A 14,593-nucleotide genomic window follows, 5' to 3' on the forward strand; every position below is an offset into this window, starting at 1 on the left:
CGCCGACGCCGCTCGACCCCGCTGATGATCTCCATCCCACCCACCTGCCCTTACCGACACTCTTACGAACGTCAGTAAGATCAGCGGGCACCCAGGCCAGGGAAGGCGGCCGTCGGCGGATGGGTACGCATCGGCCTCTGCGGCAAGCCGTCAGGTCGTTCTCAGCCTGGGCTACCCGATCGCGCAGAGCCACCAAGCGCTGCTCGGCTTCCCCGAGCGCCTGTTGCCGGCCGGCCAGGGCCGCCTCCGCCTCGCTGACCTGGGTGCAGAGCGAGGTCGCCCTTCCCTCCAGCTCGGCTGCCCGGCGCTGCGCCTCGGTCACACCCTGCTGAGCGGCCTGCAGCCGGGTTTGACCTCGCCCAGGCGCACCTCGGCCGCCGCCGCTGCGCCCTGGTGTTGAGTGGGAAGACAGGAGCCTCGCCCCAAGCGCAGGACGTGCGGCCGGCTCAGGTTACTGTCATCGCGAGGTTTCGCCGCGGCGGAGCTGCTGCAAGTCTCTGCATTTCCTGTATCGAGAAACCGGACCGAGGAGCGAGGCCCGACCGGATTTGAATCGTTCAGCAGGGGGGATCAAACGGAAGCAGGCTGCGACTGCCGACTGCCGACTGCCGACTGCCGACTGCCGACTGCCGACTGCCGACTGCCGACTGCCGAGCGTTCGAGGCCCCTCTTCCCCGAGAGTGCAAGGGGATTCCTTTGACCTTCGGCAGAAGCGCAGCTTGCGCGAGGAGCTGGATACGATCCTCGACGAGGCATGTCCGGATCAGCTCCTGCGGTTCACCTGCGACTGCCGTTCCGGATGGAAGGAAATGAAACGCTGCTGGACGGCTTCTGAGAAGAAGTGACGACGATCCGCAGGTTTAGGCAGTGTCGCAGCTAGCGCATCAGGGGCCAAGGGCGGTGACCTTACCATGGTGCATGGATCAGAGGTTCGGCCGCACCATGCCCTACTGTCATCAGGATCATGCGATGCGGACGTACTCTGCGGGTCCTAGGTCTAGCATCTGGTTCATGGCGTCTGCGGTGATGACTACCTCAGTCACCTGACGTCGTCGCCTTGCGAGCGCAGCTCGTCATCGACGGTGCGCTTTCATCGCACAATGTCGGCCCTGACGAAGGGGGGAGCGGCTGTCTCCGAATGCCCTCTGCCAGCCCACGCGCCCGCGCTAGGCAGCGGTCTGCGGCTTGTGGTTACCCCTCGTCCGGTCGTTCTCGGCGGTGTCGCTCGGCACTGCGCTTGAACGTGACGGCGCAGTGACATCTGCATCGGGATGCCGCGCCGCCACCTCGGAGCAGAGGTCGTCACGGTCGAACCCACCGTCGCGGGCGAATGGGCGACGGGCCCGCCGACCCGCTCAAGCACCGGGCCAGCCCGCGAACCATCGTCGGCATCCCGACTCTTCAGCATCGACGCGACGACCGGGCCGGTGTCGGCGTCCTTTGCGAAGGGTGCTTCCGCGTCGCCGGCGCCTCCCCACTCGCCAGGGCCGAAGAGTTTCAGGCCCGTGCCGTCCACCAGCAGGCAGATGGGCTCTCGCCCACCGCATGCCCGTGGCACGTCCAGCGTCTCGGCCCGCGGTTCAGGGCGGTGTGGTCCCGTCGCGCCGGGCCCAGGCCGAGGAGCCGAAAGAGAGAGCCGGTTGGGTCTTCTGCCTAGCGCAGCGCCATATAGAACACCGCTCGCAGACCCAATGCCGCCTCGGTCGCGAGGGCAGAGTAGCGAGGCTGGCTGCTGCGAGTGGCACGTGGCACCGTCCCCCGGCCCAGCTTACCCGGACCGGCCTCGGACCCGCTCCATGCACTACGGTCGAATGCCGGCCTGATGGCGCTTCCACTTCCAAACGCGAGGTGCGCGCCCGTCCTCTCCTTCTTGAACTCTTGACGCAGTCCAGCGAGAGGACAGACCTACCTTCGACTCTGTTCTCGGCAGTTCTCGAGAGCGAACTTGGCGAGGCAGCGTAGTTTCCATAACCGGCGCCGCTCCACGGCACCGGACAACGCCAGATCCGCCGCGGAACTCGGCCACACCATACCACTGAGCGACCCAAGGCGGCGGTTGCTCGTCCTACGCGGTCAGAGATGGCTGCGCGGAATATTTAGGATTCTGACGCAGTTTGTGGGCCAGATACCACATCGGACATGCGCCGGGTTTTACCGTGTAAAAGTCCACTTGTGAGGCTCGCCTCCCGGATAGATCCTACCCGGATAGGGGAGCATCATGCCAAAGCAAACAGTGATCATGCTGTCCTCGCCCAAGGGCGGGGTGGGCAAATCGAGCCTTGCGCGTAACATCCTTGTGCTGGCTGCTCGTTCCGGGCGAACCGTCGCCGGCATTGACTTCGACCAGCAGGGCACGCTTGCGACATGGACCCAGCGGCGGGAGCGGGTCAGGGTCACGATCCCCGAGCTGACACAGATCCCGGTAACTTCGTCTCCACTTGAGGAATGGAGAAGCGCGCTCAAAGCCGTCCGGCAAAGCGCCGCCGACATCGTCGTAATCGACACGCCGCCCTCCATTGAATTGAATCTGTCCGCGGTCATCAGCCTCTCGAACGAAGCCGATTTGATCCTCGTGCCGTGCCAACAAACACAAGATGACGTCGACAGTGCCGGACCGTGGATGAGGCGGCTGGTCGACAGCAAAGCAAACGCGGCCTTCGTACTTAACCGCTCAAACCGGCGCGCCAAGAGCTTCGGTACGATCCGGGCAAAGCTACTGTCGATCGGGCCCATCTGCCCGGTGGAGGTGCCCCAACTTGAGGAAATTCCTCTAGCGGCTGGGAAGGGGCTGGGCGTGATGGATCTTACTCGCCCGAGCAGTGGTGAGACTTTCGAAGCTCTTTGGAGCTACGTGGCACGGGAGATTGGCCTTTGAGTAAGCCTCTGCGCGGCGTCTCCCGCAAGGCGCTGGACAAAATAGACCTTGACCTCAGTGACGACGTTGTCGCCGACGCGCGCCCGGCGCAGATCGATCAGATGGTGGTCGTCCCCGGCGAAGTGCTGGACACCATCAAAGACGTATTCGCCGGAACCCGTGTGGCAGATGACGATGCACTAGTCGGCGCTGTGCTGGAGGCTCGGCGGGCCGTCGGGCAGGCATGGGGCAAAGCAGGCCAGGCTACGGTTGAGATTGGACGGGCCCTCAACGCCCTCGATCTACGCCTGCATGGGCGGGAGGAGCGGGCACGCCTCAAGGCCGGCTTTGAGCGGCTATTTCCGTTCAGCGATCCGATCGCAAGCCAGTTCCGCAAGGTAGCCGAGGCTGTAGATAGTGGCCGCTTCTCAGTGTCGGACCTGCCAGGCTCCTACAGTGCAGCATACCAGTTGGCCCTGCTGGCAAACGACGAGCTTGAGGAAGCTCGTAAGCGTGGGCTCGTAGCACCTCACACAACACGCGCTGCTGTACTTGCCTTCCGACGCGAACGGGCCCGTGGAGGCCCGGCACAGATCGACTTGCCGGGACTTATGGCCGAACTACGGCGGCTCCGCGAACAACGCCGCGAATTCCTCAACAGGTTGGTCCAGATTCGCCGGCGCCAGCAAGAGATCTCTCGCCTGCTAGAAGACTAGAGATCGCTCAACGAGGTTAGCCAGACGACAGGCTTGTAGGGGCAGACCTGCAAACAGAGTGGCTTCTGCAGGGCTGTCCCTACTCCGCAGGCGTTTGACACGGCACGATGGTGCCGAAATCGGACACGGCACCCTATCTCAGGACGGCTTCCATCCTGAAGCCCGTAAAGAGAACGGATGACCTCGCGTGATGAGAGAATCGACTCCGAGTCGCAGCGCAAACTAGGTGCGGAAAAGGGCAGGGGAGCGGGCTAGCCCCTGAAATCCTCCGTCACGACGCCCGGGATCTCCCCAACCTTAGTGCGGACTTCACCGACCAGCGCGCGGACTCTAGCGACCACCTGGAACACCAAATCAACAAGTTACAAGCGTTATCCTGAGGACTCTGCCGACCAAACTAATAGTTAGATTCACAAATAGCTTTCCTAGTAGCTCGGTCGGTAGAGTCCACAGAGACTCTTACTCGCAATCCATGCTTGAAGCATTCGACATGGAGGGCCGGCTGATGGGCACCGTGCACGATCTGCTGCAAGAGCGCGGGAAGCGCGCGGTGCTCGACCTGGACATGGACCGACGCGTGGTCGAAGCAGCCGCCGAATACCTGGCGGATGAGGAAAACGGGCTCGGGTTTGCGTATAGCGGCTGGGCGCAAGCTGCCCTTCCGCACAAGCGCCTGGCGGATGATGCTACTTGGCAGCTCCAGACGGATCGCATGATCTTAATGGTAGAGCCCGGCCGGCGGCCAGTGCGCGATGCGGCCCCGCAATGGGTAGGTGTGCCTTATGGCTCGAGAGCGCGCCTGATCATGCTCTATCTCCAGACGGAGGCGCTCCGGACAGGCTCGCGCGAGGTGGAACTGGGCGGCTCCCTGCGCGCCTGGCTCACGCGCATGGGCATCTCGCCCGGGGGCAAGTCGATGAAGGACGTAAAGGATCAAGCAGAGCGCCTCTCCCGCTGCCGGCTCACCTTCAACATGAGCGGCCGCGGCCGGGCCGGCCTAGTAAACCAGAACATCGTGGATTCCGCTCTCTTTTTGGACATGGAGGAGGAGGGCCAGGGTAGCCTCTTCCTTGATCGAGCCCGGCTGTCGGAGAGCTTCTTCGCAGAGTTGCAGAAGCATCCGGTGCCGCTCGAGGAGGCGGCCATTCGGGCCATCAACGCCCACTCCATGGCCTTGGACGTATATCTCTGGCTCGCGTACCGGCTCCACGTCCTGGACAAGCCGCGGGCCGTCACGTGGGCGGCGCTCAAGGCACAGTTCGGGACTGGGTTCCGCCAGCTCAAGCACTTCAAAGGGCCCTTCCAAGATAATCTAGCGTTGGCGCTCGCGGTCTATCCAGCGGCGAAGGTGGAAGTCCTTGAGGAGGGAGTGGTGCTCCACCCCTCCCGCCCGCCAGTGGCCGTTCGCCAAGTTTCGGTCGGTAGAGTCCTCACCGGCACGGGTGCTAGTGGCCGGTAGAGTCCGCAGTGTCGATAAGGATCTTTTCAGCGCCCCCATACTTGAAGAAGGCACGCGAACGTCTCCCTCACGTGCGGCCGGCGCTGCTGTTGGTCGGTAGAGTCCGCGCTTCCCAGCGGTGTGGGGTCTGGGGAAGCCGGCTTGAATCCCCATTTGGTGTTCAAATATCACGAAACGGTGACGCTATCGTCTCGTGGAGGAGGTAGGGCGCTTCTCCGCCCGCGCCATTCCGTAGTTTAAGTGCCCTCCGAGGCTGCCACTACAACGGCTGGTCGGTAGAGTCCGCACCCTGCTTTTCGATGATCCGGCGCAAGCGCGGCCTGCCTCGGGCTCGACGCGCCCCGCCTGCCGATTGACGAGGCGGGTGACCTCCTGGGCCTGCTCGAGGGTCATCTGGAGCCACTCGTACCAAGCGCTCTCAGGTGCCCTATCGGAAGATGGAGAGCTTTCGGTCGGTAGAGTCCGCACCACCAGGGGAGGGCTCCCAACCCTGCCGGTCGATAGAGTCCTCACGCACCAAAGGGCACTCCAGTCATTCTCACGCGATTGCGGCGGATGGGCGGGTGCTGCCCAACAGCACAGCCCGGGGTTGGATCTGCGCCTTTTCGTCCGCACACAACACCAGAGCACGCACGGCCCGGCGGGCTGAGGTAGAAGCTGGGCACAGCAGGAACCTTGTACACAAGGGCCGCGTTGCGAGCTCCGGGCTGCACGTTAGTGGAGGAGAGGCGCGGCTGCTGACGCCCGATCTTATTGGGCCAGAGCCCGGGGACATGGGGCGGTGGCCGATCCGAAATGTTTTCGGGTCGGGTGGTCGGTAGCCTTAGAGCCGAGTGAGGCCGTCCCAGATTGTAGTGCTGGCGCCACGCTTCGGTCAGCACCGCGACCTCCTGAACGGTAGAGCCAAGTGGTATGGTGGATGACCTCAACCGGAAAGCGGTAGCCAGGATAGGTGGTGGGCTCGGATGGCATCCCGCCAGCGTGGCCAGGCCGCTTCATTCCGGTCAGGGCCAAACTACGTGACAATGCCCTCTGACGTGATCGCGTTGGTGGTGCTCTGGCGCACGTGCGACCTCCTGACCTGCGCATACAGGAACAACGGACTGGAGCAAGACCACCTCGGCGTCAAAGCCCGCATCCGGTATATGCGGGCTTCAAGAGCGTTGGGGCTACGACGAGCTCCGCAATTTCGTCCGTCCTCGCCAGCGTCACAGCCAAGTCGTCTCCGCCTGCCGTCGTCGCCAGCGATGCCTCCGCCGTGCCACAGCCGCGCTCGCACTTCTCGGCGCGGCGCAGGCGGAAACCGCCTTCCACCTCAAGCCATCATGCTTGGCGTAAGTGCTGACGAATCTGGTTATCCGCCGATCAGTTGCGAGCCGTTCGACGCCCTAAAAGACGTCATGCTGATCTCGTCCTGGTCTCGGAGCGGCTATCCGGTCTGCCCACGGGCGGCCTCCACTCCTGCCGCTTGCGGGCAGACCAAGCATAGCGCGGATCGCCCTCAAGCAGGTGCAGGTGCTCGGAGAGGCGGTTGCGTTCGAGCCAGCCGATCGCGGCCTGCAACTCGGATAGTGTCATCTGGGCCCGGCTCTTGTCACCCATGATGCGCTTCAGGCAGGCGTTGTAGCGGTGGTAGAGCCCTGGTCCCGCGACACCGGCGCGGGGCCCCGCGCGGCCTGCCTCCTCCTCGACGGCCTGGATCGCAACCATCTCGCCGAGGCGGGCCCGAAGGCGCCGTTCGGCGGCTGACGGCGTCTCGAGCATCTCTCCTTGCGCCTCCTCCTGCTCGGGGCGGCGCATGGCGAACTCCGGTCCGGGCCGGAGCGTGTCGAAGCGCAGGGCGAGCGCGTTGGAGACCAGGGGCGTGATGCCCTCCTTGGCTGGCGGCAACTGGTCCAGAAGCCAGAGGGCGAGGGAGGACTGCCGACGGAGCTCCTTCGGCCGCCTAGCGAGCGTGCCCTGCTCGGTCTCCATCCTCCGTCGGAAGGCGGCAAACAGCGGATCGTCCGGGTGGAACACCAACGCGCGCTGCTCCTCGTAGGGTCCGGCATGCGGATCCACGCGGGTGGCGCGCGCGACCATCTGCTCGAGCCAGGGGCGTGAGCGGATGTGAGTCAGGGCCGCCACAACCGCCACTTCGGGCACGTCCAGCCCTTCATATGCCATGGCAACGGTGACCAGGATCGATGGCTCAGGTCGCAGCCGGAAGGCGGCGAGCACCCCGTGCGCCCTGGGCGCGTCAGAGGTGGCGAGCTGGGCCACCTCCTCGGCTCTGCAGGCCGGGATCCAGCGACGGACGACCTCGAGGTAGTGCCTCGCGGCAGTCTGATCAGGCGCAACCACCAGCAGCTTGCCCAGGCCCCGCGCCGGGGCGCCAGCGGGTATCCCGCGCGCCTCGCGGCGTCTGGCGCGCAGGTCACGGATGGCGAGGAAAGCCTCACGCAGCAGGGACTCGGCAAAGCCGGTGCGCAGCGCGGTGAACAGGGCAGGGCGGGTGGTTTCGGAAGGGTAGGGGGCGGAAAGGCGGTGCGGGCCAACCTCGACCTCCTCCTCGCGCCAGCTGGCCTCGCCATCAAGGGCGCCGAAGGTCACGGGGAGCACGGCACGCTCGGCGAGTGCTTGGGCGCGGGAGTAGCCGATCACGGCCCAGCCCTCCGTGTCGAGTTCCACCTCGCGCGTGCGGGCCCTCGGGCCGCGACGGTAGGGCAGCCAGAGGATGCCCCGGCCATCAGCCCGCTCCAGCGTACCGGAGAGGAGCAGGCGCACAGCGGAGGTCTCGAGCAGCGGAAGGATGGCGCGCGACCAGGCACTCGCCTGATCCTCGCCCGCGGCGTCGGCCTGGGCGGCGGCGACCGGATCGGTCTCGGCGAGCGCGGGCAGGTGGTGTATCTCGTCGATGACGAGCAGCGTGCGGTGGTGGCGGAACTCGGCGAGGTGCAGGTCCGGGGCGGCGGCTACCGCTTGGTAGGTTGTCACGTAACCCGCGCAACCCCGGCACGGATCAGGCGCGTTGTCGGCGGCCCGGACCGAGAGCGAGTGGGGAAGGGCTGCGCGTCAGGCCGGGTCGGCGAAGGCCTCCTCGGCCTGCAGGCGCAGGCTGTCACGGGGCACGATCCAGCAGATGCGCTCGACATGGCGCGAGGCGATCAGGGTGGCAGCGGCCAGCACGGGAAGGAGGGACTTGCCTCCACCCGGGGTCACAGCGGCGAGAAGGTCGCGCGTCTCCGTCTCGCCCGCGGCGATCGCCTGGACAACGGCTGCAAGCTGACGCTGGTGAGTACGGAGGGGTCGTCGCAGAGCAGCACCTACCGGCCGTGAGTGGGCCTACTACCCTGATTCCTCTCGATTCCCGTGTCTAGACCTGAACGATAGGCCCGCATCAGGGGCCACGGAAGGTGGCGGAATTGCGCACTGGCGCTGGATCGGCAGCTGCGGGTGGTCGGGCTCGATTTCCTGCCGTCGTCGCTCCAGGCTCATCGTCCGGACGCCTTGGCCAGAAATTCCGCTCCACCGCGAGCAGCCTGATCTCGGCGTGCAGCTTCTCGACCTGCGCCTCGGGGTCTTCACGCTCTCCTGGGCCGCCGACTTACCCGATGACATCCCAGCCATGCCCTCCACGGCTTGGCGCTTTCAGGCGCCCACCTCGTCTGGTAGTGCCGTGCTTGGCGGCCAGCTCTGCCGTTGTCAGTTCACCCCCAGCGCGTTCAGCGCCACCTCCGCCTTGAACTCGGCCGAATACCGCGTTCGCCCACCCGTCATCGGGCCCGTCCCTCTCGGGGCGAACCAAGCTTATCCGCCTGTCCGAATTCCGGGGACTACTTCAGTGCTTCTCAGCCATCTGGGATGGTGGATAGGGCACCCTCAGGAGGTTGCAGCTCTTGGCCAGGCCGTTGCCGGAGATGCCGTACTCTCGGGATTGGTGGCTCATCGGCGTGGCCCAGACCTGACGGAACAGTTCCTCCCGGGAGACAGTCGTGCTCTGCCGTTCGGCGCTCCTGTCATCTTGCTGTTCACCTCGCCCGGGAAGCGGCCGTTCGCGCCCGCCGGCATCCCTTGAATAACCCAACGCGATGGGTTGTCTGGGATCTTGGTTGCCGTGCTGCGCGCCGAGGGCTTGCGCGTCGTCATCTACACCAACGACCACATGCCGGCTCACGTACACGTCCTCGGTGACGGCGAGGTGAAGATCGACTTGGCCGGGCCGCAGGGCGCGCCGGTCCTGGTCTGGGCCGACGGCATGACGCACGGCGAGGTCCGCCGCGCCATGCGGCTCGTCACCGAGCAGCAGGCGTTCCTGCGGCAACGATGGGAGGACATCCATGGATGACCTGACCGACACCCAGATCGACGCGGCCATGACGCGTGGCCGGGAGGCCCGGCAGCGCGAGCCGCGTGCTGCGGCGGCCCGCTACGACCGGCAGGCCGGGCGGGTGATCGTCGAGTTGACCAACGGCTGCACCTTCGCCTTCCCGCCTGGGCTAGCGCAGGGGCTGGAGGCTGCGAGCGACGATCAGCTCTCCCAGGTGGAGGTGCTGGGATCGGGCTCCGCGCTGCACTGGGAGGCGCTGGATGCCGACCTCTCCATCCCGGGCCTACTGGCCGGCCTGTTCGGGACCCGGTCCCACATGGCCCGGCAGGCGGGCCGTGCCACCTCACCGGCCAATTCGGGCACCTCTGGCGCGAGACCTGACAGAACCGGTTGCGGAAACCACGGTAGGGACTGGGCGGGGTCGTTATACAAGGCAGGCTGCCACCGCCCGACAAGACCGCCAACCTGACAACGCCAGCGTCGCGCATCTCGCGCTGGTGGCTGGCCTGAAGCAGATCTCGGGCGCCCGATCGAGGTCGTCACCGGCATGAGCAAGAGCAGGAAGCTCGGCTTTCTGGACTACCAGGCGACCGACGCCTCCTTCGACCTGTTCAACACGCTGCAACAGGCCCGGATCATTCCCTGATCCGCGTTGGAGGCCGGACCACCGCGAGACCCGCCTAGTGCCGGACCCCACCACTGGGCGCTAGGATTTCGAGGCGGGTCGGACCCCGCCTTACCGCTCCGCCATCTTATTCTTGGCACCGCGCCGACAGCGACGGCGCGGTGCGCTCGCGCACCGACGAGCGCCGTGCGGCCGACGTGGCCGTCGCTGTCAGTGTGCTGAACCGCATGCTTGAGCTGGAACGCCCGAAGTATGTCCGCATCGCGTGATCGCGGAGGCTCTCGCGGCTCACTGCGCTTGCAAGTTGATCCGTGCACCACAGTGGTGGCGAGAGGCAGAAATGGTTGTGGGCTCCAGAGTTCATGGGACAGGCGGGGTAATGTCAGGAGGAAGGGGGGAGCGGTTGTGGCCGGTGAAGGCTCTCGGGCCGAGGTAATGCCGTGGGCCGATGGTACTCGAGCTACACTGAGCGGTTCAGCGACGATCGGCGCTACTAGCGGCGGGTCGGTTCCGCGCTTGCACGGCGTCGCTCCTGCCTACCGAGTGTCCGGTCATGACCGTCGATGCTGCGGGCTGCTTAGGTTTCATCTCCCTTGTGGCGGCTTACGGCCGGGCGGAAACCGATCGTCGAGCAACTGCCATGAAGGCCGATGCTGCCGGTGAGAGGCTGCGTCCCGCGCGCAACACCAGCACTACGTCCCGCTGAACCTTAGGCTCCTCAAGCGGCAGGGCCAGCAACCCCATGGCTGGCGATTGCCCAACCAAGTAGCCCGGCAACAGGGCAATACCGAAGCCGCCCGCCGTGAGGGAAAGTGCGGTGGCAAAGAAGGATACCTCCCAGGCCGGCTCCAGCGAGCGGCCCTGAGCGGCCAGCGTCTCGTCGATGAGGGTGCGTATCGGGTTGCCGGGGACGACGGAGATGCACGGCTCGCGCAGTGCCTCGGCCCATGAGAGCCGCTGCCGCGAAGCGAGAGGGGCGTCTCGGCGACAGATGGCGCTGAGCTGGTCGCTCAGGAGCGTCTCGGTGCGGATCCCGGTGGGTACCTCGCCCACCGTGCCCAGCCCGATCTCAGCGGCGCCCTCCTCCACCATCGGGGCGACCCTGTCCGGAGATACGTCACGAAGGACGAGGCGGATGCCTGGATGGCGCTCGGTGAAGTCGCGCAACATGCCGGGGATCATGACGGCGGCGATGGCGGCCGACGCCGCGATGACGAGCTGTCCGCCCTGCCGCGCAGCCAGCCCCTGCACGCCCGCTAGAAGGCGGCTTCTCTCCTGCAGCACACGCTCTGCGCCCTCCAAGGCGTCTCTTCCTGCCTCGGTCAGCTGAAGACGGCGTGTCGTTCGATCAAGCAGCCGCAATCCCAGCTCCGTCTCAAGCTGCCGGAGCAGAAGGCTTATGGCCGACGGGGTCAGGCCCATGCGCTCCGCTGCGGCCGTCAGGCTTCCCTGACGGGCACACAGCGCGAAGGCCTCAAGCTGGCGCAAGGTAGGATTCACGAACATTTCTCACGAATACTCAAATATTATTCGATAATCCTTAAAGGCACCATCGCCTAGAACCGCATCCGCGCCCTATGCCGGGGCGAGGGATCAGGAGGTCGGCGATGGCGGGACAGATCCGGACGGGCGTGCTGGTGATCGGCGCGGGGCCAGTCGGCCTCGTCCTGGCCATGGATCTCGCGTGGCGCGGCATCGACGTCACGGTGGTGGAGATGCGGGCCGAGGGCGAGCCGCCGAGCGTGAAGTGCAACCACGTCTCTGCGCGCTCCATGGAGATCTTTCGCCGCCTCGGCGTCGCCCCAGCATTGCGCGACGCGGGTCTCCCGGCGGACTTCCCGAACGATGTCGCCTACCGCATCACCGCAACGGGCGAGGAGCTGTCTCGCATCCCCATCCCGTGCCGGCGCGACCGGTACACGGCGAAGGTCGGGCCTGACATCCACTGGCCCACGCCGGAGCCGCCGCACCGGATCAACCAGATCTACCTGGAGCCAATCCTCTTCCGCCACGCCCAAGCCATGCCAACGCTGCGGATCATCAACCACGCGCGCGTGACCGGGTTCGAGCAGTCCGACACCGGGGTGGTCGCGCGAGCCGAGCGCCTGGATGGCGGCTCGCCGCTGGAGATCGCCTGCGCCTACCTTATTGGCTGCGACGGCGGAACCTCGTCCACGCGCAAGGCGATCGGGGCGACCTATCACGGCGACCCGGTGGTGCAGCGCGTGCAGTCTACCTTCATCCGCGCCCCGGATCTCCTCGCGCGCATGCCGGCGGGCCCTGCCTGGGCGACCTTCTCCCTCAATCCCCGCCGCAGCGGCAACATGTACGCGATCGACGGGCGCGAGACCTGGCTGATTCACAACTACTTGCGGCCCGAGGAGACCGACTTTGAGACGGTGGACCGCGACCGCTGCATCCGCCTCATTCTCGGCGTGGGCGAGGACTTCCGCTACGAGGTGATCAGCAAGGAGGACTGGATCGGCCGCCGCCTGGTTACGGACCGCTTCCGTGACCGCCGCGTCTTCATCTGCGGCGACGCCGCGCACATCTGGGTGCCCATGGCGGGCTACGGCATGAACGCCGGCATCGCGGACGCGACCAACCTGTCCTGGATGCTGGCCGGCGTGCTCTCGGGCTGGGCGGACCCCGCCATCCTCAACGCCTACGAGGCCGAGCGGCTGCCAATCACCGACCAGGTCTCCCGCTTCGCCATGGAGCATGCTATCGCCCTGATGAGGCAGCGAGGCAGCGTGCCGAGCGACATCGAGGAACCGGGGCCGGAGGGCGAGGCAGCGCGGCGTCGCCTCGGCCAGGAGGCCTACGAGCTCAACGTCAACCAGTACTGCTGCGGCGGGCTGAATTTCGGCACCTTCTACGACCGGTCGCCGATCATTGCCTACGACGGCGAGACGCCGCCCGCCTACAGCATGGCGGGTTTCACCCCGTCCACGGTGCCAGGCTGCCGCACGCCCCATCTGTGGGACAGCCAGGGGCGATCACTCTATGATCGCCTCGCGCCGGGCTTCACCCTGATCCGGACGGACCCGACGCTGGATGTGACGCCGCTGCTCCTGGCCGCGGACCGGCGCGGTCTTCCTCTTGCTGTGCTCGACCTGGACCAGGGGGAGGGCGGGGCTGTCTACGAGCAGCGCCTCGTGCTCTCCCGTCCGGACCAGCACGTTGCTTGGCGCGGCGATACGCTGCCGGCAGACGGGGAGGGGTTGATCGACCTGATCCGCGGCGCCCGGACGCTTCACGTGGCGCCTCGGGACGAATGATTGACATCATCCACGATTAAGCTTTCTCTTCTGAGTAAGATGTCCGCACAACGGACAACCCGGCACGGCTGGGCAGCCCGCCGGAACAGATCAGGAGGGAAGTGCTCGATGAGAATGTCTCGACGCCAGGCGCTCGCCGTCGGCCTCGCCACAGCGACTGCCGCGGCCCCGCAGCTCAGCCGAGCCCAGCCCGCCCGCAGCATCAAGGTGGGGTTCCTGACGGACATGTCCGGTCCGTACAAGGACATCACGGGCCCGACCGGCGCCGTGTGTGCGCAGCAGGCGGTCGCGGACTTCGGCGCGGCGGAGAAGGGCATCCAGGTCGAGTTCCTGATCGCAGATCACCAGCACAAGCCCGACGTCGGCGTCGGCATCGTGCGGGAGTGGCTGGACCGTCAAGACGTCGACGTAATCATGGACGTCGGCAACTCGTCTATTGCCTTCGCGGTGAACGACATCGTCGTGCAGCGGAACAAGGTGCACCTGAACACCGGCGGCGCCTCGTCGGAGCTGACTGGGCGCAACTGCAATGCTAACACGATTCACTGGCCCTACGACACTTGGATGCTCGCCAACTCCACCGGCAAGGCGGTGGTCCACGCGGGCGGTGACAAGTGGTTCGTTCTGGCAGCCAACTATACGTTCGGTGTCACGCTGAAGGACGAGATCACCGCCGTGGTCGAGGGGGCGGGAGGCCGGATCACCGGCAGTGCCGCGCACCCCTTCCCAGGGACCATGGACTTCTCGTCCTTCCTGCTGCGTGCGCAGTCTAGCGGCTGCAACGTGATCGGCCTGGCGAACGCCGGAGTGGATCTGTTGAACTGCGTCAAGCAGGGCGCGGAGTTTGGGTTGGCGCGCCGTGGGATTCGCATGGCGGCGCTCGTCGCCTTCATCCAGGACGTGCACGCGCTCGGCCTGGAGGTCGCGCAGGGCCTGAACCTGACGGAGTCCTTCTACTGGGACATGAACGACCAGACGCGTGCCTTCACCAGCCGCGTGAGGCCGCGCCTGCCAGGCGGCAACTATCCCAACATGGACCACGCCTCCGCCTACTCGGCAATGCTACACTACCTGAAGGTCGTCCAGGCCATGGGTGTGGACGCCGCGAAGGCCGACGGGCGCGCCGCCGTGGAGGCCATGAAGCGGCTGCCGACGGAGGATGACTGCTTCGGCCGGGGCGAGATCCGCGCCGATGGCCGCAAGATCCACCCGGCCTACCTCTTCGAGGTGAAGAAGCCGCAGGAGAGCCGGGGGCCCTGGGACTACTACAAGCTCGCCGCGACGACTCCGGCGGAGAATGCCTTCCGGCCGTTGTCGCAGGGTCATTGCCGCCTCGTGCAGGGATAAAC

The 14,593-nt window shown here is 66.1% G+C and carries 11 protein-coding genes; 7 read left to right on the forward strand and 4 right to left on the reverse strand.

The window, feature by feature from the left end:
- Positions 1-2,218: 2,218 nt before the first annotated feature.
- The 3 genes from ACO1BU_RS20485 to ACO1BU_RS20495 all read left to right on the forward strand — a co-directional run bounded on the left by ACO1BU_RS20485 (position 2,219) and on the right by ACO1BU_RS20495 (position 5,029).
- Positions 2,219-2,875, forward strand: a complete 657-nt coding sequence (locus tag ACO1BU_RS20485; RefSeq protein ID WP_424137825.1) for a nucleotide-binding protein — start codon at positions 2,219-2,221, stop codon at positions 2,873-2,875.
- Positions 2,872-3,570: a hypothetical protein gene (locus tag ACO1BU_RS20490; protein ID WP_424137826.1), complete on the forward strand. Its 699-nt coding sequence runs from the start codon at positions 2,872-2,874 to the stop codon at positions 3,568-3,570. Before ACO1BU_RS20485 ends, ACO1BU_RS20490 begins: the two co-directional genes overlap by 4 nt.
- A gap of 472 nt (positions 3,571-4,042) precedes the next feature.
- Positions 4,043-5,029, forward strand: coding sequence for a replication protein RepA (locus ACO1BU_RS20495; RefSeq protein ID WP_424137827.1), 987 nt, complete (start codon positions 4,043-4,045; stop codon positions 5,027-5,029).
- Positions 5,030-5,538: 509 nt separating this feature from the next.
- Here ACO1BU_RS20495 and ACO1BU_RS20500 read toward each other — a convergent pair.
- The 3 genes from ACO1BU_RS20500 to ACO1BU_RS20510 form a co-directional block, all read right to left on the reverse strand.
- Positions 5,539-5,958: an integrase core domain-containing protein gene (locus ACO1BU_RS20500; protein WP_424137828.1), complete on the reverse strand. Its 420-nt coding sequence runs from the start codon at positions 5,956-5,958 to the stop codon at positions 5,539-5,541.
- Positions 5,959-6,427: 469 nt separating this feature from the next.
- Entirely contained in the window at positions 6,428-8,005 is a 1,578-nt protein-coding gene (locus tag ACO1BU_RS20505) for a DEAD/DEAH box helicase (protein WP_424137829.1), read from the reverse strand.
- Positions 8,006-8,083: 78 nt separating this feature from the next.
- Entirely contained in the window at positions 8,084-8,326 is a 243-nt protein-coding gene (locus ACO1BU_RS20510; RefSeq protein WP_424137894.1) for a DEAD/DEAH box helicase family protein, read from the reverse strand.
- Positions 8,327-9,125: 799 nt separating this feature from the next.
- Between ACO1BU_RS20510 and ACO1BU_RS20515 the strand changes: the two genes are divergently transcribed.
- The gene (locus ACO1BU_RS20515) at positions 9,126-9,356 is read left to right on the forward strand and encodes a DUF4160 domain-containing protein (protein ID WP_424137830.1); all 231 of its coding nucleotides are present in this window, start codon (positions 9,126-9,128) and stop codon (positions 9,354-9,356) included.
- Positions 9,349-9,807: a DUF2442 domain-containing protein gene (locus ACO1BU_RS20520; RefSeq protein ID WP_424137831.1), complete on the forward strand. Its 459-nt coding sequence runs from the start codon at positions 9,349-9,351 to the stop codon at positions 9,805-9,807. The genes ACO1BU_RS20515 and ACO1BU_RS20520 overlap by 8 nt, the downstream gene beginning before the upstream one ends.
- Before the next feature lie 759 nt (positions 9,808-10,566).
- On the opposite strand, the gene ACO1BU_RS20525 is transcribed toward ACO1BU_RS20520, so the two are convergent.
- Complete coding sequence (locus ACO1BU_RS20525; protein ID WP_424137832.1) at positions 10,567-11,463, reverse strand: LysR family transcriptional regulator; 897 nt, start codon at positions 11,461-11,463, stop codon at positions 10,567-10,569.
- Between the two features lie 107 nt (positions 11,464-11,570).
- On the opposite strand from ACO1BU_RS20525, the gene ACO1BU_RS20530 reads away from it, so the two are divergent.
- Both ACO1BU_RS20530 and ACO1BU_RS20535 read left to right on the forward strand, forming a co-directional pair.
- Complete coding sequence (locus ACO1BU_RS20530) at positions 11,571-13,244, forward strand: FAD-dependent oxidoreductase (protein ID WP_424137833.1); 1,674 nt, start codon at positions 11,571-11,573, stop codon at positions 13,242-13,244.
- Positions 13,245-13,352: 108 nt separating this feature from the next.
- The gene (locus tag ACO1BU_RS20535; RefSeq protein ID WP_424137834.1) at positions 13,353-14,591 is read left to right on the forward strand and encodes an ABC transporter substrate-binding protein; all 1,239 of its coding nucleotides are present in this window, start codon (positions 13,353-13,355) and stop codon (positions 14,589-14,591) included.
- Positions 14,592-14,593 lie beyond the last annotated feature (2 nt).

It is taken from the genome of Roseomonas chloroacetimidivorans (assembly GCF_049629625.1).
GTDB classification, from domain to species: Bacteria; Pseudomonadota; Alphaproteobacteria; order Acetobacterales; family Acetobacteraceae; genus Roseomonas; species Roseomonas chloroacetimidivorans.

Excerpts from the sequence above, each read along its gene's own strand:
- ACO1BU_RS20485 (WP_424137825.1), top strand. The coding sequence starts at position 2,219 with ATGCCAAAGCAAACAGTGATCATGCTGTCCTCGCCCAAGGGCGGGGTG.
- ACO1BU_RS20495 (WP_424137827.1), top strand. The coding sequence starts at position 4,043 with ATGCTTGAAGCATTCGACATGGAGGGCCGGCTGATGGGCACCGTGCAC.
- ACO1BU_RS20520 (WP_424137831.1), top strand. The coding sequence starts at position 9,349 with ATGGATGACCTGACCGACACCCAGATCGACGCGGCCATGACGCGTGGC.
- ACO1BU_RS20530 (WP_424137833.1), top strand. The coding sequence starts at position 11,571 with ATGGCGGGACAGATCCGGACGGGCGTGCTGGTGATCGGCGCGGGGCCA.
- ACO1BU_RS20535 (WP_424137834.1), top strand. The coding sequence starts at position 13,353 with ATGAGAATGTCTCGACGCCAGGCGCTCGCCGTCGGCCTCGCCACAGCG.